This window comes from Streptomyces sp. NPDC059895, from assembly GCF_042731035.1.
Lineage (GTDB): Bacteria > Actinomycetota > Actinomycetes > Streptomycetales > Streptomycetaceae > Streptomyces.
This window is the reverse complement of record NZ_JBHWKO010000019.1, coordinates 20093-42528: the sequence shown is the minus strand read 5'-3', so window position 1 is coordinate 42528 and position 22436 is coordinate 20093. Positions and strand designations below refer to the sequence as shown.

23 protein-coding genes and 1 riboswitch are annotated in these 22436 nt (G+C 74.4%); of the genes, 12 read left to right on the top strand and 11 right to left on the bottom strand.

From position 1 onward, the window contains the following. Nucleotides 1-53: 53 nt before the first annotated feature. A riboswitch (cobalamin riboswitch) is annotated at nt 54-196 on the bottom strand. Nucleotides 197-465: 269 nt separating this feature from the next. Next, complete coding sequence (locus ACFV9M_RS22280; RefSeq protein ID WP_385068388.1) at nt 466-687, bottom strand: hypothetical protein; 222 nt, start codon at nt 685-687, stop codon at nt 466-468. A 36-nt stretch (nt 688-723) separates the two neighbouring features. Further along, nucleotides 724-1959, bottom strand: a complete 1236-nt coding sequence (locus ACFV9M_RS22275; protein ID WP_385068390.1) for an anion permease — start codon at nt 1957-1959, stop codon at nt 724-726. Between the two features lie 149 nt (nt 1960-2108). Between ACFV9M_RS22275 and ACFV9M_RS22270 the strand changes: the two genes are divergently transcribed. The 3 genes from ACFV9M_RS22270 (at nt 2109) to ACFV9M_RS22260 (ending at nt 5762) form a co-directional block, all read left to right on the top strand. Then, on the top strand, nt 2109-2801 hold the full coding sequence (locus tag ACFV9M_RS22270; protein ID WP_385068391.1) for a class II aldolase/adducin family protein: 693 nt from the start codon (nt 2109-2111) through the stop codon (nt 2799-2801). Between the two features lie 146 nt (nt 2802-2947). Next, nucleotides 2948-4075 carry an alpha/beta hydrolase family protein gene (locus ACFV9M_RS22265; protein ID WP_385068393.1) on the top strand — a complete coding sequence of 376 codons (1128 nt, stop codon included), beginning with the start codon at nt 2948-2950 and terminating at the stop codon, nt 4073-4075. Between the two features lie 253 nt (nt 4076-4328). Beyond that, a complete protein-coding gene (locus ACFV9M_RS22260; protein ID WP_385068395.1) occupies nt 4329-5762 on the top strand; it encodes a hypothetical protein in 1434 nt (477 codons plus the stop codon). A gap of 37 nt (nt 5763-5799) precedes the next feature. Here the strand turns inward: ACFV9M_RS22260 and ACFV9M_RS22255 are convergent, their stop codons facing one another. Further along, entirely contained in the window at nt 5800-6213 is a 414-nt protein-coding gene (locus tag ACFV9M_RS22255) for a VOC family protein (protein ID WP_385068397.1), read from the bottom strand. Nucleotides 6214-6443: 230 nt separating this feature from the next. On the opposite strand from ACFV9M_RS22255, the gene ACFV9M_RS22250 reads away from it, so the two are divergent. The 3 genes from ACFV9M_RS22250 to ACFV9M_RS22240 all read left to right on the top strand — a co-directional run bounded on the left by ACFV9M_RS22250 (nt 6444) and on the right by ACFV9M_RS22240 (nt 9566). Next, nucleotides 6444-8042 (top strand): ABC-F family ATP-binding cassette domain-containing protein, encoded by a 1599-nt coding sequence (locus ACFV9M_RS22250; protein WP_385068399.1) that lies wholly within the window; start codon nt 6444-6446, stop codon nt 8040-8042. Between the two features lie 335 nt (nt 8043-8377). Continuing rightward, nucleotides 8378-8599 carry a helix-turn-helix domain-containing protein gene (locus ACFV9M_RS22245; protein WP_004002281.1) on the top strand — a complete coding sequence of 74 codons (222 nt, stop codon included), beginning with the start codon at nt 8378-8380 and terminating at the stop codon, nt 8597-8599. 163 nt (nt 8600-8762) lie between these two features. Continuing rightward, nucleotides 8763-9566, top strand: a complete 804-nt coding sequence (locus tag ACFV9M_RS22240; RefSeq protein ID WP_385068401.1) for an enoyl-CoA hydratase/isomerase family protein — start codon at nt 8763-8765, stop codon at nt 9564-9566. A 206-nt stretch (nt 9567-9772) separates the two neighbouring features. Here the strand turns inward: ACFV9M_RS22240 and ACFV9M_RS22235 are convergent, their stop codons facing one another. Further along, nucleotides 9773-10516, bottom strand: coding sequence for a nucleopolyhedrovirus P10 family protein (locus ACFV9M_RS22235; protein ID WP_385068403.1), 744 nt, complete (start codon nt 10514-10516; stop codon nt 9773-9775). Between the two features lie 86 nt (nt 10517-10602). Between ACFV9M_RS22235 and ACFV9M_RS22230 the strand changes: the two genes are divergently transcribed. From ACFV9M_RS22230 to amaP, 5 genes are read left to right on the top strand one after another with little or no spacing between them, the layout of a single operon-like run. Further along, the gene (locus ACFV9M_RS22230) at nt 10603-11085 is read left to right on the top strand and encodes an Asp23/Gls24 family envelope stress response protein (RefSeq protein WP_385068405.1); all 483 of its coding nucleotides are present in this window, start codon (nt 10603-10605) and stop codon (nt 11083-11085) included. 35 nt (nt 11086-11120) lie between these two features. Further along, nucleotides 11121-11306: a hypothetical protein gene (locus ACFV9M_RS22225; RefSeq protein ID WP_385068407.1), complete on the top strand. Its 186-nt coding sequence runs from the start codon at nt 11121-11123 to the stop codon at nt 11304-11306. Beyond that, complete coding sequence (locus tag ACFV9M_RS22220; protein WP_385068409.1) at nt 11303-11722, top strand: Asp23/Gls24 family envelope stress response protein; 420 nt, start codon at nt 11303-11305, stop codon at nt 11720-11722. The genes ACFV9M_RS22225 and ACFV9M_RS22220 overlap by 4 nt, the downstream gene beginning before the upstream one ends. Then, nucleotides 11719-12372 (top strand): DUF6286 domain-containing protein, encoded by a 654-nt coding sequence (locus ACFV9M_RS22215; protein WP_385068411.1) that lies wholly within the window; start codon nt 11719-11721, stop codon nt 12370-12372. The genes ACFV9M_RS22220 and ACFV9M_RS22215 overlap by 4 nt, the downstream gene beginning before the upstream one ends. 5 nt (nt 12373-12377) lie before the next feature. After that, nucleotides 12378-12956: an alkaline shock response membrane anchor protein AmaP gene (amaP, locus tag ACFV9M_RS22210; RefSeq protein WP_385068413.1), complete on the top strand. Its 579-nt coding sequence runs from the start codon at nt 12378-12380 to the stop codon at nt 12954-12956. A gap of 161 nt (nt 12957-13117) precedes the next feature. On the opposite strand, the gene ACFV9M_RS22205 is transcribed toward amaP, so the two are convergent. The 5 genes from ACFV9M_RS22205 to ACFV9M_RS22185 all read right to left on the bottom strand — a co-directional run bounded on the left by ACFV9M_RS22205 (nt 13118) and on the right by ACFV9M_RS22185 (nt 18028). Continuing rightward, nucleotides 13118-13873: an SDR family oxidoreductase gene (locus tag ACFV9M_RS22205; protein WP_385068415.1), complete on the bottom strand. Its 756-nt coding sequence runs from the start codon at nt 13871-13873 to the stop codon at nt 13118-13120. 5 nt (nt 13874-13878) lie between these two features. Continuing rightward, nucleotides 13879-15666, bottom strand: coding sequence for a glycoside hydrolase family 15 protein (locus ACFV9M_RS22200; protein WP_385068417.1), 1788 nt, complete (start codon nt 15664-15666; stop codon nt 13879-13881). 92 nt (nt 15667-15758) lie between these two features. Then, nucleotides 15759-16550 (bottom strand): SURF1 family protein, encoded by a 792-nt coding sequence (locus ACFV9M_RS22195; protein WP_385068419.1) that lies wholly within the window; start codon nt 16548-16550, stop codon nt 15759-15761. 48 nt (nt 16551-16598) lie between these two features. Then, nucleotides 16599-16832 carry a hypothetical protein gene (locus ACFV9M_RS22190; RefSeq protein WP_188291435.1) on the bottom strand — a complete coding sequence of 78 codons (234 nt, stop codon included), beginning with the start codon at nt 16830-16832 and terminating at the stop codon, nt 16599-16601. A 197-nt stretch (nt 16833-17029) separates the two neighbouring features. Continuing rightward, nucleotides 17030-18028: a DEDDh family exonuclease gene (locus ACFV9M_RS22185; RefSeq protein WP_385068421.1), complete on the bottom strand. Its 999-nt coding sequence runs from the start codon at nt 18026-18028 to the stop codon at nt 17030-17032. Nucleotides 18029-18246: 218 nt separating this feature from the next. Between ACFV9M_RS22185 and ACFV9M_RS22180 the strand changes: the two genes are divergently transcribed. Beyond that, a complete protein-coding gene (locus ACFV9M_RS22180; protein ID WP_385068423.1) occupies nt 18247-18969 on the top strand; it encodes a VIT family protein in 723 nt (240 codons plus the stop codon). 132 nt (nt 18970-19101) lie between these two features. Here ACFV9M_RS22180 and ACFV9M_RS22175 read toward each other — a convergent pair whose 3' ends face one another. After that, nucleotides 19102-20604, bottom strand: a complete 1503-nt coding sequence (locus ACFV9M_RS22175) for a CoA transferase (RefSeq protein WP_385068425.1) — start codon at nt 20602-20604, stop codon at nt 19102-19104. 205 nt (nt 20605-20809) lie between these two features. After that, nucleotides 20810-22339, bottom strand: coding sequence for a S8 family serine peptidase (locus tag ACFV9M_RS22170; protein WP_385068427.1), 1530 nt, complete (start codon nt 22337-22339; stop codon nt 20810-20812). Between the last annotated feature and the right edge of the window lie 97 nt (nt 22340-22436).

Sequence of the window (22436 nt, the reverse complement as noted above, 5' to 3'; positions counted from 1 at the left end):
CGAACGGCAGCCGAGCATGGCGTCATGTCCTCACTCAGGGTGTCCACGCCCTGGTTCGACGAGACCGGCGACGAGAGTTCCTGGCTCCCGGGGGTGTCTACCCCGGTGACAGTGGCGGGACCGCGCCGGATTCACACCGGCTTCCTCTTCTGTCGCCGTAGATGGCTCCGGCAGTCCACCACGGGCCCGGAACGGCCGTCAACTTGCTGCTGACCTGCGCGGGGAGAGTGTGCACAACCCCACACCGGCCGTCCGGGACGGCCTGTCGCGGACGCGCGTCCGCCCCGCCGGGACCGCCGGTGGGACGGCCGCCGACAGGGCGGAGGTGAGAGGGACGAGAGGGTGGAGGGGAGGGGAGGGGAGGGGAGGGGAGGGGAGGGAGCGGAGGAGAGGCGGGGACCTGTGGTGCGTGGGGACCTGTGGTGCGCGGGGACCTGTGGTGCGCGGGGACCCGTGGTGCGCGGGTCAGACCACGATCAGCGAGATGCCGTACGCCACCGCGGCCGCGCACGCCGCGAAGCACGCGTACGCCCCGGTGACCGCGAGCGCGGCCGTCCCGCCCTGCTCCGCGGCCCGCTCGCGCCGCGACAGGCCCATGATGCCGAGGGTGAACAGCGTCACCAGGGCCACCGTGACCACGAGGCTGACGCCGAAGACGGAGCCCAGAGCCGCCCAGTCGATCTTCATGATGCTTCTCTTCCTTCGTACCGGTGCGGGCCGGGCTCAGACGGTGGTGGCGGCCGACGGCGCCGGCTCGCCCGCCGGGGCGGGGATGGTGGCGGTGAGGCCGTCGGTCACCGTGCCCGCGGGCGGCGGGGTCACCGCGGCGATCGCCGTGGTCACGACGCCGGGCGGCTCCTCGGCGTCGTTGACGTTGGTGTGGTCGACGACCTCGTCGCGGGACCTCTTCCAGATCGCGGCGCTGGAGGCGACGAGGAAGACCGCGACGAGTCCCGTGCCCCATGCGCCGAAGCCGGTGACGTACTCGGCGAGCGCGCCGACGACGGCCGCGGCCGGCAGGGTCAGGCCCCAGGCGACGAACATCCGGGTGGCCGTCGACCAGCGGACGACGCCGCCCTTGCGGCCCAGCCCCGCGCCCATCACCGCGCCGGAGACGGAGTGCGTGGTGGAGAGGGAGAAGCCGAGGTGGGAGGAGGCGAGGATGACGGTGGCCGCGCTGGTCTGGGCGGCGAAGCCCTGCTGCGGCTGGAGGTCGGTGAGGCCCTTGCCCATGGTGCGGATGATGCGCCAGCCACCCAGGTAGGTGCCGAGCGCGATGGCGAGGCCCGCGGAGAGGATGACCCACATCGGCGGGTCGGAGTCGGGGGCGACGGCGCCGCCGGCGACCAGGGCGAGGGTGATGATGCCCATCGTCTTCTGCGCGTCGTTGGTGCCGTGGGCGAGGGAGACCAGGCCCGCGGAGGCGATCTGGCCGGCCCGGTAGCCCTTCTCGGCCGCCTTGCCGTCGGCCTTCCGGCCGAGCGTGTACGACAGGCGGGTGGCGAGCATCGCGGCGAGGCCCGCCACGATCGGGGCGGCGACCGCCGGGAGCAGCACCTTGGTGACGAGCACGTCGCCGTGGACCGCGCCGACGCCCGCCGAGGCGATGGTGGCGCCGATCAGGCCGCCCATGAGGGCGTGCGAGGAACTGGAGGGGAGTCCGACCAGCCAGGTCAGCAGGTTCCAGAGGATCGCGCCGACCAGGGCGGCGAAGATGACCTCGGGACGGATGCCGGTCTCGTCGACGAGACCCTTGGAGATCGTGTTGGCGACCTCCACCGAGAGGAAGGCGCCTACAAGGTTGAGCACGGCGGACATGGCCACCGCGACCTTGGGCTTGAGCGCGCCGGTCGAGATGGTCGTGGCCATCGCGTTGGCGGTGTCGTGGAAACCGTTCGTGAAATCAAACGCGAGTGCGGTTACCACCACAATCGCGAGGATCAGCGAGAAGTTTTCCATTTACCCAGGCAATCGTTCAGAGGTCATTGGCTGGATGAACGTAGGTAACCTGGGTGAACGGAAGGTGAACTGAGGCGGGCTTCGTGGTGACTGTCTGCGGAGTCACGCATTCCGGCCGTCCGGGCGCCGCCCCTGGCAGGATCACGGACATGGCTGAACTGCGACGTGACCCCCGCCACGACACCGCCGGCACACCGGGGCCGGAGGAGAGACGGGCCTGGGCGGACCTGGTGGCGACGGCCCGCCGTACGGCCGCCGACGGGCTGGTCGTCGGCGCCTCCGGCAACGTCTCGGTCCGGGTCGGCGACACCGTGCTCGTCACCCCCTCCGGCGTGCCCTACGACCGCCTCGCCCCCGACGACATCACCGGCGTCCGCCTCGACGGCCGGCAGGTCCTCGGCACCCTGGTCCCGACCAGCGAACTGCCCATGCACCTCGCCGTCCACCGCACCACCGACGCCCGCGCCGTCGTCCACACCCACGCCGTGCACGCCACGGCCGTCTCCACCCTCGTGACCGAGCTCCCGTCCGTCCACTACATGGTCTGCGCCCTCGGCGGCTCCGTCCGGGTCGCCCCCTACGCGACCTACGGCACCCAGGAACTGGCGGACAACATGCTCCGGGCCCTCGACGGCCGCACCGGCTGCCTCCTCCAGAACCACGGCACCCTCACCTACGGCGCCACCCTCGACCAGGCCTACGACCGCACCGCCCAGCTGGAGTGGATGTGCCGCCTGTGGCTCACCGCGTCCTCGGTGCCCGGCCTCACCCCGACCCTCCTGACACCGGAGCAGCTGGCGGCGGTGGCGGAGCGGCTGGGGGGCTACGGGCAGCGGACCTGACCGGGCCCGTGGCGCGCCGTGCTTCGGCCCGTGGTGCGCCGTGCTTCGGCCCGTGGCGCGCCGTGCTCCGGCCCCTGGTACGCCGTGTTCCGTCCCGACCCGCGCCACCACTGGCCGGTCGGCCGCTCGGCCGGGACACTGGACGGGTGCGCACTGTCACCGCGACGGCCGCCGCCGTCACCGCAGCCCTGGCCGCCGGCGCCGCCAGTGTCGCCGCCGGCCGGTTCGCCAGCGACGCCGCGCTCAAGGCGCCGCCCGGCCGCCCCCTGCCCACCGAACCCCGGCTCACCGTGCACGGCACCGCCGCCGGCCAGATCGTGCTCACCCGCGACCTGGCCGCCCTGCGGCCCGGCACCTACGGCCTCGGCGGGAACGGCTCGCACGCGGTCGTCGGCCCGGTCCTGGCCACCGCGGCCCCCTCCGCCGACACCGTCGTCCGCCGCCTCGAACGCGTCACCCACGGCACGCTGAGCCCCGGCGACGCGGTGTGGTTCACCCCGAACCTGCACGTCGGCAACCCGAGCGGCACGCTCGGCCTCGACCACGCCGACGTCGACGTGCCCGGCGAGCTCGGACCGCTGCCCGCCTGGTTCGTCCCCGGCGCCCGCCGCACCTGGGTGATCGCCGTGCACGGCCTGGGCACCACCCGGGAGCACGCGCTCAACCTCGCCGGCTTCCTGCACCGCCGGCGCTTCCCGGTGCTCGCCCTCGCCTACCGCGGCGACCTCGGCGCGCCCCGCCCCCCGGACGGCCTCAACCACCTCGGCGCCACCGAGTGGCGGGACGTCGACGCGGCCCTGCGGTACGCCGTGCGCCACGGTGCCGAACGCGTCGTCCTGCTCGGCTGGTCCACCGGCGCCACCATGGCCCTGCGCGCCGCCGCCCACTCCGGGCTGCGCGACCTCGTCTCGGGCCTGGTGCTGGACTCGCCGGTCCTCGACTGGCAGGCCACCCTGCGCGCCCTCGCCGCCGCCCGCCACACCCCCGGCGCGCTGCTGCCCCTCGCCGTGCGCGCCGCGCAGGGCCGCGCCGGCCTGGACGCCCACCACCCCGACGAGGCAGCGGACCCCGCCCGCCTGCGCGTGCCGGCCCTGGTCCTCCACGGCCCCGACGACACGGTCGCCCCCTGGGAGGCCACCCGCCGGCTCGCCGCCCGGCGCCCCGACCTCGTCACCCTCCACACCGTCCGGCAGGCCCCCCACGCCGCCATGTGGAACGCCGACCCCGCCGCCTACGAGGAGGCCCTCCGCCGCTTCCTGACCCCGCTGATGTGACCTCCGCCGGCGGGGGGTCGCCACCGTCGCGCCCGCGGGGCCGCCGCCCTCCTTCCGCTCACCCGCACCAGGTGCCCCCGCGCCCCCGCGAGCACCGGGCCGCGCCCCCCGTCCCGAAGGTTCCGTTTAACCCCGTACCAGTGGCTTGATCACGTCTCCTCACCCGTCTGCGGCCCCCGCCCCGGGACCGGGTCCCCGCCCCGCCAGGGCATTCCGTTTGGGTTTTCGGACCGTCAACCGGAAGACTGCACCCGTGACGTCCCGTATCCCGCGCGACTCCAGGCTTCGACTCGTCCGCCCGCGACCCCTGGCCGCCGCCCCCACAGCTGTGAACCAGCGGCGCCCGCGCCGCCCCGCACCCCGCCCGCCGGAGGGCACGCCGGCCCCGGCGGAGCTGGCCGGAATGGCGCGCTCACGGCTCGCCGCCGCCGCCCGCGTCGCCCGCTGGGCCGACGCGGCGCTGGGCCCCGGCCGCAACGGAGCGACCGACGACGGCAAGGCCACCTTCTCCGACCCGACCGCCGAACGGGCGGCGGCCGATCTCGCCCTCACCCCGGCACAGGTGCGCGCCGACTGGGACACCGCCCGTCTCGCCGGCCTCGTCGAGGTGCACGGCGACAGCGCCCGCCCCGGCTGGCGCCTGCGCGCCTGGGACCGCGACGACAGCGCGGTGCTGCGCGGCTGGGTGGCCCTGTTCGACGCCTGGTCGCTCGCCACCCCCGAGCCCCCGGAGCAGGAACCCGGCGCCGTCGCCGAGGTCGTCTCCGCCATGCCGCAGGTGCTCTCCTTCCTCCAGTTGTCCGCCGGTCCCGTCCCGGTGGACCAGCTCCTCGACCTCCTCGGCCAGCGCGTCACCGAACTGCGCACCGAACGCTGCGAGGTCTCCTACGGCCCCGAGGCCGCCACCGCGAAACCCGAGGCCCCGGCCCCCTCCGCCGACGCCGACCCGGCGGAGCCCGCCGGGGCCCCGGAACTCGCCCCGCTCCTCGACTGGGCCCTGGACGCCCTCGCCTCCGTCGGTGCCCTCACCTACGGCGACGGACAGGCCACGCTCACCCCGCTCGGCAGCTGGGCGGTCTGGGTCAAGCTGGAGCAGATCTGCGTCGCCGCGCAGAGCCCCGCCGGCAACATCGAGGTCGCCGCCGAGGAGATGCTCCGCGGCTGCGCCCAGCTCCGCCCGAACGCGGCCCGCGCCGAGTACCGCGCCTGGCTCGCCGCCCGGCCCGTCGGCAGCGCCGTCACCGAGCTGCTGTCGGCCGCCCGCGGCGAGGACGCCCTGCTGCGCGGCCTCGCCTTCGAGGCGCTGCGCGTCGTCGGCGCCCCCGCCGAACCCGACGTCCGCGCCGTCGTCGAGGAGCCGGCCCTGAGGCCGTACGCCCTGCTCTGGCTCGCCGAGCACGACGGCGCCGACCCCGAGGACGCGCACGAGGTGCTCACCCGCGAGGAGGCGACCTGGCTGTGGGTCGACACCGCGGCGGCCGTCGCCGACCACGGCGAGGCGCCGATGCTGGTGCGGCACCTGGAGTCCGCGGTGCAGCCGACCGTCCCCGCGCTCCTGAACGAGGTGCGCGCCGTCGGACACCCGCGCACCGTGCAGGTCCTGGTCGCGCTCGCCGCCGCGCACCCCGACCCGGCGCTGGCCAAGGCCGTCCGCCGGGCCGCCTTCCAGGTCCACACCGGGGGCTGACTCCCCGACGGCCCCCTCGACGGCTCGGGGGCGGCCGTCAGCCCTGCACCTCGGGCGCGTACGTGCCGAAGCTCCAGATGTTGCCCTCGGCGTCCCGGGCCATGTAGTCCCGGGAGCCGTAGTCCTGGTCCGTCGGGGGCATCAGGATCTCCGCGCCGTGCTCCACGGCCCGCCGGTGGTGGGCGTCGACGTCGTCGACCACGACGTACACCCCGGCCGGGCCGGCGTCCTTCATCGCGGTGTCGAAGACACCGCCGCGGCCCTTCGAGCCGAGCATCACCGCGCCGTTGCCCTGCACCAGCTCGGCGTGGAGCACGGCGCCGTCCTCACCCTCGTACACCGACAGCTCGGTGAAGCCGAAAGCCTCGGTGAGCTGCCGGATCGCCGCCTTCGCGTCCCGGTACAGCACTGTCGGGAAGATGCTCGGGCGCCCGCCGTTCGTCCCTGCCATGCCGATCACTCCTTCGTGATCCCGCCGGAATCCTCGTCCGCCGCCCAGTCTGGCAGCCACCACCGACAACGCCCCGGAATGGCGCCCCGCGAAGATCGAACACCCGAACCAGGAAAACTGGTTGCACAACCCCGTTAGACTGGCCCCCATGGCCATTCTCCTCGCGCATTAGACGGCGGGAACGTCCTCAGCCGCCCATCCCGCCAACGACCCCGCACTGGAGTCTGACCGTGATCTCCGCCTCCGGCATCGAGCTGCGCGCCGGTGCCCGCATCCTCATCGAGAGCGCCTCCTTCCGCGTCGCCAAGGGCGACCGCATCGGCCTGGTCGGCCGCAACGGCGCAGGCAAGACCACCCTCACCAAGGTCCTGGCCGGCGAGGGCATCCCGGCCGGCGGCACCGTCACCCGCTCCGGCGAGGTCGGCTACCTCCCGCAGGACCCGCGCACCGGCGACCTCGACGTCCTCGCCCGCGACCGCATCCTCTCCGCGCGCGGCCTGGACGTCCTGATCCGCAAGATGCGGGAGAACGAGCAGCGCATCGCCAACGGGCAGGGTTCCACCCGCGAGAAGGCGCTCAAGCAGTACGAGCGCCAGGAGACCGAGTTCCTCACCAAGGGCGGGTACGCCGCCGAGGCCGAGGCCGCCACCATCGCCGCCGCGCTCAACCTGCCCGACCGGGTGCTCGGCCAGCCCCTGCACACGCTCTCCGGCGGTCAGCGCCGCCGGGTCGAGCTGGCCCGCATCCTGTTCTCGGACGCGGACACCCTGCTCCTCGACGAGCCGACCAACCACCTCGACGCCGACTCGATCGTCTGGCTGCGGGACTACCTCAAGACCTACCGCGGCGGCTTCATCGTCATCTCCCACGACGTCGACCTGGTCGAGACGGTCGTCAACAAGGTGTTCTACCTGGACGCCAACCGCTCCCAGATCGACGTCTACAACATGGGCTGGAAGCTCTACCAGCAGCAGCGCGAAGCCGACGAGAAGCGCCGCAAGCGCGAGCGCGCCAACGCCGAGAAGAAGGCCGCCGCACTGCATTCGCAGGCCGACAAGATGCGCGCCAAGGCCACCAAGACGGTCGCCGCGCAGAACATGGCCCGCCGCGCCGACAAGCTGCTCTCCGGCCTGGAGGCCGTCCGCCAGTCCGACAAGGTCGCCAAGCTCCGCTTCCCCGAGCCCGCGCCCTGCGGCAGGACCCCGCTGATGGCGGAGGGCCTGTCGAAGTCGTACGGCTCGCTGGAGATCTTCACCGACGTCGACCTGGCCATCGACAAGGGCTCCCGGGTCGTCATCCTCGGCCTCAACGGCGCCGGCAAGACCACCCTGCTGCGCCTGCTCGGCGGGGTGGAGCAGCCCGACACCGGCAAGGTCGTCCCCGGCCACGGCCTCAAGCTCGGCTACTACGCCCAGGAGCACGAGACCCTCGACCCGGACCGCACGGTCCTGGAGAACATGCGCTCCGCCGCCCCCGACATGGACCTCGTCGAGGTCCGCAAGGTGCTCGGCTCCTTCCTGTTCTCCGGCGACGACGTCGACAAGCCGGCCGGCGTCCTCTCCGGCGGCGAGAAGACCCGTCTGGCCCTGGCCACCCTCGTGGTCTCCTCCGCCAACGTGCTGCTGCTCGACGAGCCCACCAACAACCTCGACCCGGCCAGCCGCGAGGAGATCCTCGGCGCGCTGCGCACCTACAAGGGCGCCGTCGTCCTCGTCACCCACGACGAGGGTGCCGTGGAGGCCCTCCAGCCCGAGCGGATCATCCTGCTCCCCGACGGCGTCGAGGACCTGTGGGGCTCCGACTACGCGGATCTCGTCGCCCTGGCGTGATCGAACGAGTGATCCGCGGCGTATGGATCATTCGGCCTACTGGTGATCCATCATCTGTGTGAGATCTCCTCGTATCGAGGTGTGTCCTACACCCATCTCACGGCCGATCCCTTTGTCGACAAGGGATCGGCCGTTGTGCGTCCCTGACCTGGCACTTCTCGGATGCACCCGTTCGGCCCCACGAACACCACGGCATGGAATGACGGGTTCCACTTGTGGGGACGTGCTCCTGTCGTCACAACCCTGTCGCACGGACCTTGCCGAATGGGTGGCCATCACGCCCCGGAGGGGTGATCATGAGGAGACCAGAGCGCACTTCCCATGAGGAGGCACGGGTGGCCGAGACTCTGAAGAAGGGCAGCCGGGTGACCGGCGCCGCGCGCGACAAGCTCGCGGCAGACCTGAAGAAAAAGTACGACTCCGGTGCGAGCATCCGGGCACTGGCCGAGGAGACCGGCCGCTCGTATGGCTTCGTCCACCGGATGCTCAGCGAGTCGGGCGTCACGCTCCGTGGGCGTGGCGGTGCGACGCGGGGCAAGAAGGCCGCCTCGTCCTGACCACGGGCGGCCCATCGGCTTCGATGGTGGCCACCCGGTCGATCTCCCTCCTGGGTCCTTAAGGGGCCCTGGAGGACCCTCGGACCGGCCGGGTGGTTACTGTGCAGTCACTTAGCGATGCTTCCCGCATCGCTCTGCGGACCGCACCCATCGGAGGCGCCCCATGGCTTCGCCCGACCAGGAACTCGCTCCCCTGCTCGACCAGGACGGCGTACGGCTCACCGTCGACGACGCGCTCGCCACGGTGACGCTGACCAACCCGGCCAAGCGCAACGCGCAGAGCCCCGCCATGTGGCGCGCGCTCGCCGAAGCCGGGCGCCGGCTGCCGGGCTCCGTCCGGGTGGTCGTGCTGCGCGGCGAGGGCAAGTCCTTCTCCGCCGGCCTCGACCGGCAGATGTTCACGCCCGAGGGGATCGAGGGCGAACCCTCCTTCATCGATCTCGCGCGCAGTGGCGACGCCGAACTCGACGCCGCCATCGCCGGGTTCCAGGAGGGCTTCACCTGGTGGCGACGGAACGACCTGGTGTCGATCGCCGCCGTCCAGGGCCACGCCATCGGCGCCGGCTTCCAGCTGGCACTCGCCTGTGACGTGCGGGTCGTCGCCGACGACGTGCAGTTCGCGATGCGCGAGACCAGCCTCGGGCTGGTGCCCGACCTCACCGGCACGCACCCCCTCGTCAGCCTGGTCGGCTACGGCCGGGCCGTCGAGATGTGCCTGACCGGCCGTTTCGTGCACGCGCAGGAGGCGGTCGACTCCGGCCTCGCCTCCATCGCCGTGCCCGCGGCCGAGCTGGACACAGCGGTGCGCGACCTGGCCGCGGCGATCCTGGCCGCGCCCAGGGACGCGGTCGTCGAGACCAAGGCGCTGCTGCGCGGCGCCGGCGACCGCACCTACGACGAGCAGCGGGTCGCCGAACGCGCCGCCCAGGCCCGACGCCTGCGGGACCTGGCGGGCGTCGGCGAATGAACGGGCGGTAGGGCAGGGGCGCGTGGTCGGTGCGTGGGCGCGTGGTCGGTGCAGGGGTGCGCGGTCGGTGCGTGGGCGCGCGCCGGTGACCGAGCGCGCCCGGTGGTCAAGCGCGGGCCCGTGGTCAAGCGCGGACTCGTGGTCAAGCGCGCGCCCGTGGTCAAGCGGCGCTGGTGGACGAGCCCGCTCGCCGGTGGCGAGCGGGCTCAGCTCACCGCGGTGACCAGCACCGCCACCGTCGGCTGCTGATCCCGCAGCACCTCCGCAACCGCGCCGCGGACCTCCCGGGCCACATCCACTGCCCGGTGGTCCGCCCCCACCCCGATCTCCACGCGCACGTGGGCGCGCGGCAGCGCGGCGGCCGTCCCGCCCCGCCGCGCCTCGATCCGCACCGCCCGCCCGAGCACGGCCGTCAGCCCCGTCACCCCCGGCACGGCGAGGACCGCCGCGGCGACGCGTGCCTCGTCCCCCTCCCCGGCCGCCCCCGACGGCCCCGGGGCGACCCCGCCGCCCAGCACGCCCTCCGGTTCCTCGCCCTCCGCCTTCTCCTCGCCCCGGTCGAGGAGAGTCGTCACCCGCAGGTCCACCTCCGCCACCACCAGCCCGATCCGCTCCGCCGCCACCGTCGCCAGCGCCGTCCGCAGCCGGGCCGCGGTGGCCGGCAGCGGCTCGGCGGCCTCCGCGGCGAAGTCCGCCGTCACCCGGAGCGGCCCCGGCGGCAGCGCGCTCGGCGGCGGCGGGACGACCGGCTCGTACCCCTCCTCCGGATCGGCCGACGCGATCCGCAGCACCCCCAGGCGCACGCCCCGCACTTCCCGCGCCGCCCGGCGCAGCACCGCCTCCGCCGCGCTCTCCGCGATCCACGCGCCGTCCCGGGGCCCACCCAGAGGGAGCAGTCTGCCCAGACCGAGCTGATCGCGCACCGCACGTGTCCATCTGTCCGCCGTCATTCCTCCAGCCTGCCGCATCCCGGCGCGCGGTCGGGCGACCACGCTTACCGTGGTCGGAGGAAGACGACCGAAAAGGACGTACGGTGATGAGCGAGACATCGGAGCAGAACCGGACGCAGACCCCGGACGCGGGATCCGAGCCGGCGCAGACCCGCAGGCCCGCCAGGAGTGGCGGGGGCGCCCCGGACAGCCGGGGCCGCACCACCATCGCCGACGGGGTCGTGGAGAAGATCGCCGGACTGGCGGCACGGGACGTCATCGGCGTCCATGCCATGGGCAGCGGTGTGAGCCGTACCTTCGGCGCGATGCGGGAGCGGGTGCCCGGCGGGTCGAAGTCGGTGACCCGGGGCGTCAAGGCCGAGGTCGGCGAGGTGCAGACCGCGCTCGATCTGGAGATCGTCGTCGACTACGGCGTCTCCATCTCGGACGTCGCTCGGGACGTACGGGAGAACGTGGTCGCGGCCGTGGAGCGGATGACCGGCCTCGAGGTCGTCGAGGTCAACATCGCGGTGGGCGACGTCAAGTTGCCGGAGGAAGCGGAAGAGGAACCGGAACCCCGGATCCAGTGACACGGCACCCGGGCGACCGGTGAGGGGAGACCGTCTTGAGCATGGCCGTGGTCGGCTTGATCGTCGGCATGGCGCTGGGCTTCGCCGGATACTTCGGCGGGTTCGGAGCCTTTCTGCTGGTGGCGGCGCTGGGCGCCGTCGGCTTCGTCGTCGGCCGGTTCCTGGAAGGGGACCTGGAGCCCGGCGATCTCTTCCGCACGCGTGACGGCCGTCGCCGGTGACGTCCGCGAGCGAGGGAGGCGACACGTCCGGCCGGGGTCCGGACGTCGTCCCGCCGCGGGAGCGCGGCGCGACGCGGATCGCCGACCGGGTCGTCGCCAAGGTGGCGGCGCAGGCCGCCCGCGAGGCGGTGGGCGCCCTGCCGCCGGAGGCCGCGCGCCCGCACGCCACCGTCGTCGTACGCCCTCACTCCTCCCCCCGCCCGAGCGGGGGGACGCCCGGCGATGCCGCCCACGTCAGCGTCCACCTCGAACTCGGCTATCCGACCGACATCGGCCCGCGCTGTCATGCGGTGCGTCGTCATGTCACCGAGCGGGTAGCCGCGTTGGTGGGAATGGAGGTGCCGGAAGTCGCGGTCCGGGTCGAACGGCTGCATCCGACGGCGGCACACGGCGTGGCACACGGGAGGACGCGATGAGCGAGCCCCGGGGCTCCGAGGGCACCACACAGCGGCTACCGGTCCTGGAGAAGGAGAAGACACCCGAACCCGACGGCGTACCGGAGAGCGCGCCCCCTCCCGCGGCGAGCAGCGGCCGCTTCTGGTCGGCGCGCCGCGTCCCGGCGGCCGTCGTCGCCCTCGTGCTCCTGGGCGTCGCGGGCGCTTTCCTCTACGACATCGCCGCCGTCCGCGCCGACCGGCCCGCCCTGCAGGCCCGCCGGGAACTCGCCCGGCAGCTCGCCGAACGGCCCCTGGACGACACCTGGGTGCTCGTCGGCGCGGGCGTGGCCGTCGCCCTCGGCCTGTGGCTGATCGTCCTCGCGATGACGCCGGGCCTGCGCGACGTGCTGCCCATGCGGCGCAGCCGGCCGGAGGTCCGCGCGGGTCTCAGCCGCGGCGCCGCCGCGCTGGTGCTGCGCGACCGGGCCATGGAGGTCGCCGGCGTGCAGTCGGTGCGGGTCCGCGTCGGCCGCCGCAGGGCCGACGTCCGCGCGGTCTCCCACTTCCGCGACCTGGACGACGTACGTGCCGATCTGGACGCCGTGCTCGGTGACGCGGTCCGCGGCCTGGGCCTGGCCCGACCGCCCGCGCTGAACGTGCACGTGCGCCGGCTCGGCGGGAAGGGGTGAGGAGAGTGCTGAAGGCGGTCGACCGGGTGGTACTGGGGCTCGTGGGCCTCGTCCTGCTCGCCCTCGGCGGCGCGGTGCTGGCCGTCGGCCTCGGCGTCTCCCCGCCCTCCTGGTGGATCCACGACGGCCCCCACGACGTGCTCCTCAGCACCGCCGAGCGCACCCGCCGGCGGGGCGAGGCCTGGTGGTGGCCGGCCGTGCTCGCCGTCCTCGCGGTCCTCGTCCTGCTCGCCCTGTGGTGGCTGGTCGCGGTCCTGCGCCGCCACCGGCTCGGCGAGGTCCTCGTCGACACCGGCGACGGCGCGGGCGCGCTGCTGCGCGGCCGGGCCCTGGAGGGGGTCCTGGCCGCCGACGCGACCCGTCTGGACGGCGTGGCCCACGCCCGCACCCGTCTGACGGGCCGCAGGGCCGCCCCCGAGGTCCGCGTCCGTCTCCTGCTGGAGCCGCACGTGGACCCGGCGGACGCCCTGCACCACCTGACGGCCGAGTCCCTGACCCACGCGAGGGACTCCGCGGCGCTGGGCTCCCTCCCCGCGGAGGTGCGCCTGCGAGCGGCCGGGCACAAGGCCGAACGGGTGAACTGAGCGGAGCGCGAGGGCCGGTGCGCCGAGGGGCTGACCGGCGTAGGGCCCTGCCGCCGGGCGCGCTCCCTCGGGGTTCGCCCGGCCCGGATCCTGCGCCGTCCCGCCGGTCAGAAGTCGTGCGCCCTTCCGCGCTGATCAGAAGTCGTGCGCCGTCCCGCCGCTCAGAATCCGTGCCGCATGCCGCCGTCGACCGGCACCATGATGCCGGTGAGGTAGGAGGCAGCCGGGGACAGCAGGAACGCCGCCGTCTTCCCGAACTCCTCCGGCCTGCCGTACCGCCGCAGCGGGATGCGGGACTCGTGGGCGGCCCGCGTGGCCTCCGGATCGGCCGACAGGCCGTCCAGCTCGCGCACCCGGTCCGTGTCGATCCGCGCCGGCAGCAGGCCCACCACCCGGATCCCCCGCGGTCCCAGCTCGTCCGCCAGGGACTTCGCGAGCCCCGCGAGCCCCGGCCGCAGCCCGTTGGAGATCGTCAGCCCGGGAATCGGCTCGTGCACCGAACCGGACAGCACGAATCCGATGACACCACCGGCCTCCAGCTCGGCGGCGGCCGCCCGCGCGAGCCGGACCGCGCCGAGGAACACCGACTCGAACGCCGCCTGCCACTGCTCGTCGGTGTTGTCGGCGACGAACCCCGGCGGCGGGCCGCCGACGCTGACGAGCACCCCGTCGAAGCCGCCGAAGTGCTCGCGGGCGGCCGCGATCAGCCGCGCGGCCGCCTGCGGGTCGGCGTTGTCGACGGCCACCCCGACCGCGTTCGGCCCCAGTTCCCGCGCCGCGTCGGCGGTACGCTGCGCGTCCCGTCCGGTGACGACCACCCTCGCGCCGTCGGCGACCAGCTCGCGCGCGGCGGCGTTGCCGAGGCCGCGCGTGGCCCCGGTGACGACGTACACCCGGTCCTTCAGTCCAAGATCCATGCCCCCTATCCTGCCTCTTCGCCGCCGAACAGGGTGAGGGCGGTGTTGACCAGACCGATGTGGCTGAAGGCCTGCGGGTAGTTGCCGAGGTGGCGGCCGCTCACCGGGTCGTACTCCTCGGCCAGCAGCCCCACGTCGTTGGCCAGGCCCACCAGCCGCTCGAACAGCTCGCGGGCCTCCCGCGTACGGCCCGTCAGGTGCAGCGCGTCGGCGAGCCAGAACGAGCACGCCAGGAAGGTGCCCTCGCCGCCGGGGAGGCCGTCGACCGTGGTGCCGTCGGTGCTGTAGCGGCGGACCAGGCCGCCGTGGCCGAGCTCCGCGCGGACCGCGTCGACGGTGCCGACCACGCGCGGGTCGTCGGGCGGCAGGAAGCCGACGCGGGGGATCAGCAGCAGCGAGGCGTCCAGCTCGCGCGAGCCGTAGGACTGGGTGAAGGTGTTCCGCTCGGCGTCGTAGCCCTTCGCGCACACCTCGCGGTGCACCTCGTCGCGCAACGCCCGCCAGCCCTCCAGGTCGCCGCGGAGCCCGGGATGGCGTTCCAGCGCGGTCACGGCCCGGTCGGCGGCCACCCACACCATCACCTTGGAGTGCACGAACTGACGGCGGCCGCCCCGCACCTCCCACAGCCCCTCGTCCGGCTGCCGCCAGTGCTCGCTCAGCCAGGTCATCAGCGCGCACTGCAACGACCATATGTGCGGTTTGGGCGACATGCCCGCGGCGCGGGCGAGTGACAGGGAGTCCATGACCTCGCCGTAGACGTCCAGTTGCAGCTGGTTCACGGCCCCGTTGCCGATGCGCACGGGCCGGGAGTCCAGGTAACCGGACAGCCAGGGCAGTTCGCACTCGGGCAGCCGGCGCTCGCCGCCCAGCCCGTACATGATCTGCAGGTCCGCCGGGTCGCCCGCGACGGCGCGCAGCAGCCAGTCGCGCCAGGCCTCGGCCTCCTCCTGGTACCCGGCCGCCAGCAGCGCGCCGAGGGTGAGGGTGGAGTCGCGCAGCCAGCAGTAGCGGTAGTCCCAGTTGCGCAGCCCGCCGATCTCCTCCGGCAGGGAGGTGGTGAGCGCGGCGACGATACCGCCGGTCGGAACGTAGGTGAGGGCCTTGAGCGTGATGAGGGAGCGCACGACGGCGTCCCGGTGCGGTCCGCCGTAGCGGCAGCGGGCCGACCACGCCCGCCAGTCCTCGACGCTGGAGCGCAGCGCCTCGTACGGGTCGACGAGCGGTGGACGCGCGAGGTGCGAGGCGTGCCAGGTCAGCACGAACGCGACCGACTCGCCCTCGGCGACGGTGAACTCCGCGTGCGTGCCGAAGTCCTCGCCCCACGTGCGCACGGCGGGTTCGCTGCGGAACCAGACCGCGTCCGGTCCGGCGACCGCCACCCGGTGGCCGTCGACCCGGCGCATCCAGGGGACGACCCAGCCGTAGTCGAAGCGCAGCCGCAGCGTGGAGCGGACGGTGACCCGGCCGCGCAGGCCCTGCACGACCCGTACGACGTCGGGGGCGCGGTCGCGCTGCGGCATCAGGTCGGTGACGCGGACCGTGCCCTCGTCCGTCTCCCACTCGGTGTCCAGGACGAGGGTGTCGGGGCGGTAGGCGCGCCGTGTGCAGGGGCCGTCGACGCCCTTGGGCGCGATGCGCCAGTGGCCGTTGCGCTCGTCACCGAGGAGGCGGGCGAAACAGGCGCCGGAGTCGAAGCGCGGCAGGCACAGCCAGTCGACGGAGCCGTCCGTGCCGACCAGCGCGGCGGTCTGTTCGTCGCCGATCACGGCGTAGTCCTCGATGCGGGGGTGCACGGGGTGCGGGTTCCCGGCTCGCCCCGGGGGCAATCAGGGGTGCGGCCGGGGGAGTGACACGCGGTCCGTCCCGGCCGTGCCGCCGGCCCCGGCTACACCGTCGCCGGTTCCGTCCGGTCCGTCTCCTGCCGGGCCGCCTGGGTCCGGTCCCGCCGCTCCCGGCGGACCAGGACCACCCAGCCGACGGGTACGCCCGCGGAGAACAGCCACCACTGGATGGCGTAGGCGTAGTTCAGCGCGGCGTCCTCGTTGCCGGGCTTGCCGATCAGCTCCGGGGTGTCGCCCCGGGGCTCGGGGGCGGTCTGGACGACGTAGCCGCCGAGCACCCGGGCGCCGAGGCGCTCCGCCTCCTGCTCACTGTTGATCAGCATGACCTGCCGGTCCGGCAGCCCGTCGAGGTTCTTGATGCCGCTCGCCTCGGTCGTCTCGTCGGGCATCAGCCGCCCGGTGACGGTGATCGTACCGGAGGGGGGTGCCGGGACCTTCGGGAACGCGGTCTGGCTCGCGCCGTCGGCGGGGATCCAGCCGCGGTTGACCAGCAGCACCCTGCCGTCCGTCAGGACGAACGGGGTGAGGACGTGGAAGCCGACCTCCTCGTCGGCGTTGACGCGCCGCCGGACCACGACCTCCCGCTCGGGGTCGAAGCGGCCCTCGGCCGTCACGGTGCGGTACCGCTCGCCGGTGGTGACGGTGTGCCCCGGAGCGGTCAGCTTCTCCACGGGCACCGGGTCGGCGGTGAGCGCGTCGGAGACCAGTTGGTTGCGGGCGGTGCGCTCCTCGTAGCGGTGCATCTGCCAGAAGCCCAGCCTGATCATCGTGGGGATGAGGAGGAGGGCGACCAGCGTGAGGATCACCCACTGCCGGGACAACAGGAAGCGGTACACCCCACGACCGTACCTCCCGGACCGTGGGGTGCCTCGGGCAGGGGGCGCTCAGACGCGGTCGACGATGCCCACCTTCCCCTCCGCCCGCGCGCAGTGGGCGCCGCAGTACCAGTGACCCTCGACCTCGACACCCTGGCCGATGATCTGGACACGACAGTGCTCGCAGATGGGGGCCATGCGGTGGATCGCGCAGGAGAAGCAGTCGAAGACGTGCACCGCGCCCTGCGCGTGCACCTCGAAGGTCATGCCGTAGTTGTTTCCGCAGACTTCACAGGTCGCCATGGGCCACAGGGTGAGCGGTCGTGGTGGCGCGGGCGAGCGGGCGGCGGGCGAGTCGGGCGGCAATCACCCGTACGTACGGGTCGCGGCGAGGCGGCCGGCGGCCCCGCCCGCCCGCCCGTCCGGCGCGCGGGGTCACCTGTCCGCGGGGTCACCTGTCCGCGGGGTCACCTGTCCGCAGGGTCATCCGTCCGCAGGGGTCACCCGTCCGCGGGCTCGACGTCCCGCAGCAGTTGCCCGAAGGCGGCCTCGTCGACCACCGGCGTCCCGAACTGGCGCGCCTTGACCACCTTCGACGTGCCCGAGTCGGGGTCGTTGGTGACCAGCAGGCTGGTCAGCCGCGACAGGCTCGTCGCCACGTGCAGCCCGGCCTCCGCCGCGCGGTCCTCCAGCAGCTCGCGGTCGACCGACGTGTCGCCCGAGAACGCCACCCGCATGCCCTGCTTCAGCCTTTGGCCCTCTTCGTACCGGCCGGGGTTGGGATAGGGGCATACCGGGCGTTTGCGGGACGGACGCCAACTGGTCGGCCGATAGCTGCCGTAACCGCCCGAACCGCCCGGCTGCTGCCCGATCCGGGGCGCGGGCCGGTCCTGCCACTCCGTCAGCGGGCGGCACTCGTGCAGCGGCAGCCGTACACCGCCCGCCGCCGCGGCCCGCAGGCTCGGCCGGAACGCCTCCGCGAGCACGCGCGCGTCGTCGAGCGCGTGGTGCGCCCGCCGCTGGACCACACCGAAGTGGGCCGCCAGCGACTCCAGCTTGTGGTTGGGCAGCGGCAGGCCCAACTCCTTCGAGAGGGCGATGGTGCACAGCCGCTGCTTCACCGGGGCCTCGCGCTCCGCGCGCGCGTACTCCCGCGCGATCATCTGCCAGTCGAAGACCGCGTTGTGCGCCACGAGCACCCGGCCCGCGAGCCGGGCCGCGAACTCCTCGGCGACGTCCCGGAACACGGGCGCCCCGGCCAGGGCGTCGCTCGTCAGACCGTGGATCCACACCGGGCCGGGATCGCGCTCCGGATCGACCAGCGTGTACCAGTGGTCCTCGACCTCACCGCGCGCGTCCAGCCGGTAGACGGCGGCGGAGATGATCCGGTCGTCGCGGGCCAGGCCGGTGGTCTCCACGTCAACGACCGCGTACCCCAGGGGATACGCGGCCGGCCACTCCGTGGGGGAGGGCGCTGTGGTCGTGTGGTCATCGAGCATGGTCCCTGAGGATACGGGCCACCACTGACACCCCGCGCACGTGTCCCCGCCCGGCCCCGCCCGCCGCCACACGCGCGTGCGGGACGAAGCCGGACGGAAGGTGCCCGCGGCGCACGGCAGTTCGGCCGGTGCCACCCGGACGGGGTGTCACACGCCGTCACGCGCGCGTGGAGCGTCGGTACGCAGCGGGCGGTGCCCGGGGTGCGATCCTCCGACCTGTGACGGAACCCACGCCGGAACCCACCGGGGGCAAGGCCCACGACAGCACGCTCGGATCCCGCCTCAACTGGCTGCGCGCCGCCGTCCTCGGCGCCAACGACGGCATCGTCTCCACCGCCGGTCTCGTCGTCGGCGTGGCCGGTGCGACGGGCGACCGCTCGACACTGCTCACGGCCGGCCTGGCCGGACTGCTGGCCGGGTCGATGTCCATGGCGGCGGGGGAGTACGTCTCGGTGTCGACGCAGCGGGACTCCGAGAAGGCCGCCCTCGCCCAGGAGAAACGGGAGCTGCGCGAACAGCCGGAGGCGGAACTGGAGGAGCTGACCGTACTGCTGGAGGAGCGGGGCCTGAGCCGGCAGGTGGCCCGGGAGGCGGCCGTCCAGTTGACCCGGCGGGACGCGCTGAGGGCCCACGCGCGCGTGGAGCTCGGGATCGATCCCGACGACCTCACCAACCCCTGGCACGCGGCCTGGGCCAGCTTCCTCGCCTTCACGGTCGGCGCCCTGCTGCCCCTGCTGGCGATCGTGCTGCCGCCGCCGGACCGGCGGCTGCCGGTGACGGTGGTCTCGGTGCTGCTCGCCCTCGCCTGCACGGGATGGACCAGCGCCCGGCTGGGCGCGGCGCGACCGCGGCGCGCGGTGGTGAGGAACGTCGGCGGCGGGGCCCTGGCGATGGGGGTGACGCACGCGGCCGGGATCCTGTTGGGGGCGGCGGGGGCGTGAGGCCGGGGCGGCGGGTCACCGCCCCCACCCTCCGTCGGGCCGGGCTCACCCGCCCCCTGGGCGCGGGCGGCGCTGCCGGGCGGGGCCGCTCACCCCGGCCTTGGCGCGGGTGGTACCGCCGGGTCCGGCCGCTCACCCCGCCCAGCGTGCCAGATCCGCTCCCCAGGGCCCCGGCGGCCGGGCCCAGTCGACCGGCCCGCCGTCGAAGGACACCGGCGGGAGCGCGTACCGCAGCCGCCCGAGCCGACTGTCGGCCTCGGCGAGCCGGACAGCGGACTCGCTGCGTGCGGGCTCGGGGGGCCGAGGGGCGGGTTCGTCGTGGCCGGCGTCGGCCCCTTCGGCGCCCGCCGAGACGGCGTTACCCCTGCTCCGGCCCGCTGAGTCGGCGTCGGCCCCTTCGGCGCCCGCCGAGGCGACACCGCCCCCCACCCCGCCCGGCCGCACCCCCTCCGTCAGCCAAGCCGCCGTCCGCGCCAGCGCCAGGCGCAGGACCCGGCCGCCGCCCCGCGCCGACCGGTCGGTCAGCGCGCGCAGGACCGCCGCCGCCAGGAGGTACCCGGTGCCGTGGTCGAGCGCCTGGGCGGGCAGTGCGCCGGGCCGCCCGCCCGTCGCCTCGACGGCCGCGATGCCGGTCGCGGCCTGGACGAGGCTGTCGAAGCCGCGCCGTCCGCCCCACGGCCCGTACGCCCCCCACGCCGACAACTGCGCCACGACCAGCCCGGGCCGGCGCTCGGCCAGCGCCTCGGGCGAGAGGCCGAACCGGTCCAGGGCCGCGGGCCGGTACCCCGTCACGACGACGTCCGCCGTGGCGAGCAGTTCCTCCAACGTCCGCCGGTCGACGCCGAGATCCAGGACCGCCGACCGTTTCCCGAACCCCGTGTCGGCGTGCTGGCCGGGGAGCTCGGGCAGGTGGGGGGCGTCGACGCGCAGGACGTCCGCGCCCAGCAGGGCGAGGGTGCGGGTGGCGACCGGGCCGGCGAGGACCCGGGTCAGGTCCAGCACGCGCAGCCCGGCGGCCGGCAGCAGGGGAGTGCCGTCGAGGGGCGGCAGCGCACGCGCGGGCGCGGTGTCCAGGCGCTCGCGCTCGACGAGCGGCCGGCGGGCGATCTCCGCCGCCTGCGGGTGCGCGGCCCACTCCGCGGGCGTGCGCAGCGCCACGGCCAGGCCCGAGGCGGCGGTCACCGTCTCCTCCACCTCCAGGGCGGAGCGTCCGGCGAGGGCCGCCTCGACGGCGGCCGGACCCGCACCGCCGGGCAGGTCCAGCGCCCGCAGCAACCGCTCACGGTGGTGCGGGTAGTTGGCGTGCGTGCGCACCCATCCGTCGGCCGTCCGCCAGAACCGCGACAGCGGCGCGAAGGAGACGGGAGCCCGCCCGTCGATCAGCAGCTGGCGCTCGCTGACGAACGCCGTGGCCACCGCCCCGTCGTCCACCCGCACCCGCGGCACCTCGGTGAGCCCGGCCCGTACCGCCGCGAGTTCGGCTCCGGCGAGCGCGCAGGCGCCGACGCAGGCCCGCGCCAGTTCCCGTACCGGCAGCCGGGCGGCGAGGACGCCCTCCCGCGGGAGGGCCGTCACGCGCGCGAGGAGGGCAGGGCGGCCGCCCAGTTCCGCCCAGGCGGAGGCGATGTCAGACATGACCGCACTATGCATCACCGAAATATGCATCACCGACCGGATCACCACAGGAACCCCCGCAGCCGCCCGCCCACCCACCGGCCGCCCACCCACCGGCCGCCCCGCGCCGGCCCGTCCGGCCCGGGGAAGGGCAAGGGCCGGACGGGACACCCCGCCCGGCCCCGGGAAGGCCCTGGAAAGGACCCGGTAAGGCCCCGGCCCCCGGCTACTGCACGGCGCGCAACGCGTTCACGACGCCGAAGCCGAAGAACCCGTTGAGCCGCTTGACGCCCGCGCACGTGGCGTCCACCACGCCGTCACCGTTGCCGTCGTACGGCTCGGCCGGGCACCCGGGGTTGTCCGCCTGCGCCTTGAGCAGCGCCTGCAACGTCGCCGGGGACGCGGACGGGTACGTCGACTTCAGCAGCGCCGCCACACCGGCGACGTGCGGGGACGCCATCGAGGTGCCCTGGAGGAAGCCGTACGCGTTGTTCGGCATCGTCGACAGGATGCGGCCGTTGGCCGACGGGGTGTCCGGGACCTGGTACCGGTCGCCGCCCGGAGCCGCGACGTCGACGACGCCCAGGCCGTAGCTGGAGTAGTACGACTTGGTGCCCTTGACGCCCGTCGCGCTCACCGTGACCACGCCCGGCAGCTGGGTCGGCACGTCGAGGCAGGTGTGCGGGTCGACCGTCCGCGTCACCGGCGTGGAGTCGTCCGGGCTGCTGGAGTCGACGATCTCGTCCGCGTCCAGGTCGTGGTTGGAGTTGCCCGCGGAGGCGACGTTGAGCGTGCCCTTCCGCTGGGCGTACAGCTGCGCCCTGTTGACCGCGTCGACGATGGCCCTCTGGTCGGGGTCGTCCAGGCAGTTGTAGAGCCACGGGTCCACGTAGTAGCTGTTGTTCGTGATCTCGACGCCGTGGTCGGCGGCGAACACGAAGGCGCAGACGACGTTCTCCGGGTAGAAGAGGCCGTCCCCCGGGTCGCTCACCTTGATGCTGGCGACCTTCACCCCGGGCGCCACACCGGCCACGCCGATGCCGTTGCGGGCCGCCGCGATCTCACCGGCGACGTGCGTGCCGTGGTAGTCCTGCGCGGTGTACGGGCGCCAGGCGCCCTCGGAGGTGTCCGCGACGCCGCCGACGCAGTTGGCCGACTGGGACGCGGAGAAGTTCGGGGCGAGGTCCGGGTGGGTGTCGTCGACGCCGGTGTCGATCACGGCGACCGTCACCTTCCTGCTGCCCGGGTCGATCGCGGCGGCCTTGTCGGCGCCGATGGCGCGCAGGTCCCACTGGTCGGCCTCGAGGGGCTCGCTCGCGTCCGTCGCCGCGGACACGCTCGCGGTCCGCGCGGCCTGCGCCGGGGACAGGAGCTGCGCCGCGCCCTCGTCGGTGGTCCCCGCCGGGCTCAGCGGCGCGGTACGGGTCGCACCCGCCGATTGCACGCCGCGCACCGCGCGTATCGTCGCGCCGAAGTCGGGGTTCGCCGAGTGCACGACGAGCACGCCGATCCGGTCGTACGCCGCGGTGACGGTGCCGCCGGCCGCGGCGATCGCCTTCTCCACGGACCCGATCGTGCGGTGGTCCACCTTCGTGTTGACGACGTACGTCAGGGTGCCGGCGTCGGCCGCCTCCGCGGCGGAGGCGGTGACCGGGGCCGCCGCGGCCGCCGACGGCAGGAAGCCGAGCGAGGCGGTCAGCGAGAGCACGACGGGCACCGCGAGGGCGAGACGGCGTCTGGACGGCAGATGAGCCATGGGGTCTCCACATCATCCGGGAACAGGACCGCCCGGGCACAGGTCGTGTCTGGGCAGGTACATGACGCATGGTGCTGGGCAGAAGCTATCTTCCCGA

Excerpts from the sequence above, each read along its gene's own strand:
- ACFV9M_RS22255 (WP_385068397.1), bottom strand. The coding sequence starts at position 6,213 with ATGGCAGGGACGAACGGCGGGCGCCCGAGCATCTTCCCGACAGTGCTG.
- ACFV9M_RS22170 (WP_385068427.1), bottom strand. The coding sequence starts at position 22,339 with ATGGCTCATCTGCCGTCCAGACGCCGTCTCGCCCTCGCGGTGCCCGTC.
- ACFV9M_RS22205 (WP_385068415.1), bottom strand. The coding sequence starts at position 13,873 with ATGGATCTTGGACTGAAGGACCGGGTGTACGTCGTCACCGGGGCCACG.
- ACFV9M_RS22175 (WP_385068425.1), bottom strand. The coding sequence starts at position 20,604 with ATGTCTGACATCGCCTCCGCCTGGGCGGAACTGGGCGGCCGCCCTGCC.
- ACFV9M_RS22275 (WP_385068390.1), bottom strand. The coding sequence starts at position 1,959 with ATGGAAAACTTCTCGCTGATCCTCGCGATTGTGGTGGTAACCGCACTC.
- ACFV9M_RS22270 (WP_385068391.1), top strand. The coding sequence starts at position 2,109 with ATGGCTGAACTGCGACGTGACCCCCGCCACGACACCGCCGGCACACCG.
- ACFV9M_RS22235 (WP_385068403.1), bottom strand. The coding sequence starts at position 10,516 with ATGACGGCGGACAGATGGACACGTGCGGTGCGCGATCAGCTCGGTCTG.
- ACFV9M_RS22230 (WP_385068405.1), top strand. The coding sequence starts at position 10,603 with ATGAGCGAGACATCGGAGCAGAACCGGACGCAGACCCCGGACGCGGGA.
- ACFV9M_RS22240 (WP_385068401.1), top strand. The coding sequence starts at position 8,763 with ATGGCTTCGCCCGACCAGGAACTCGCTCCCCTGCTCGACCAGGACGGC.
- ACFV9M_RS22280 (WP_385068388.1), bottom strand. The coding sequence starts at position 687 with ATGAAGATCGACTGGGCGGCTCTGGGCTCCGTCTTCGGCGTCAGCCTC.
- ACFV9M_RS22215 (WP_385068411.1), top strand. The coding sequence starts at position 11,719 with ATGAGCGAGCCCCGGGGCTCCGAGGGCACCACACAGCGGCTACCGGTC.
- ACFV9M_RS22185 (WP_385068421.1), bottom strand. The coding sequence starts at position 18,028 with ATGCTCGATGACCACACGACCACAGCGCCCTCCCCCACGGAGTGGCCG.
- ACFV9M_RS22190 (WP_188291435.1), bottom strand. The coding sequence starts at position 16,832 with ATGGCGACCTGTGAAGTCTGCGGAAACAACTACGGCATGACCTTCGAG.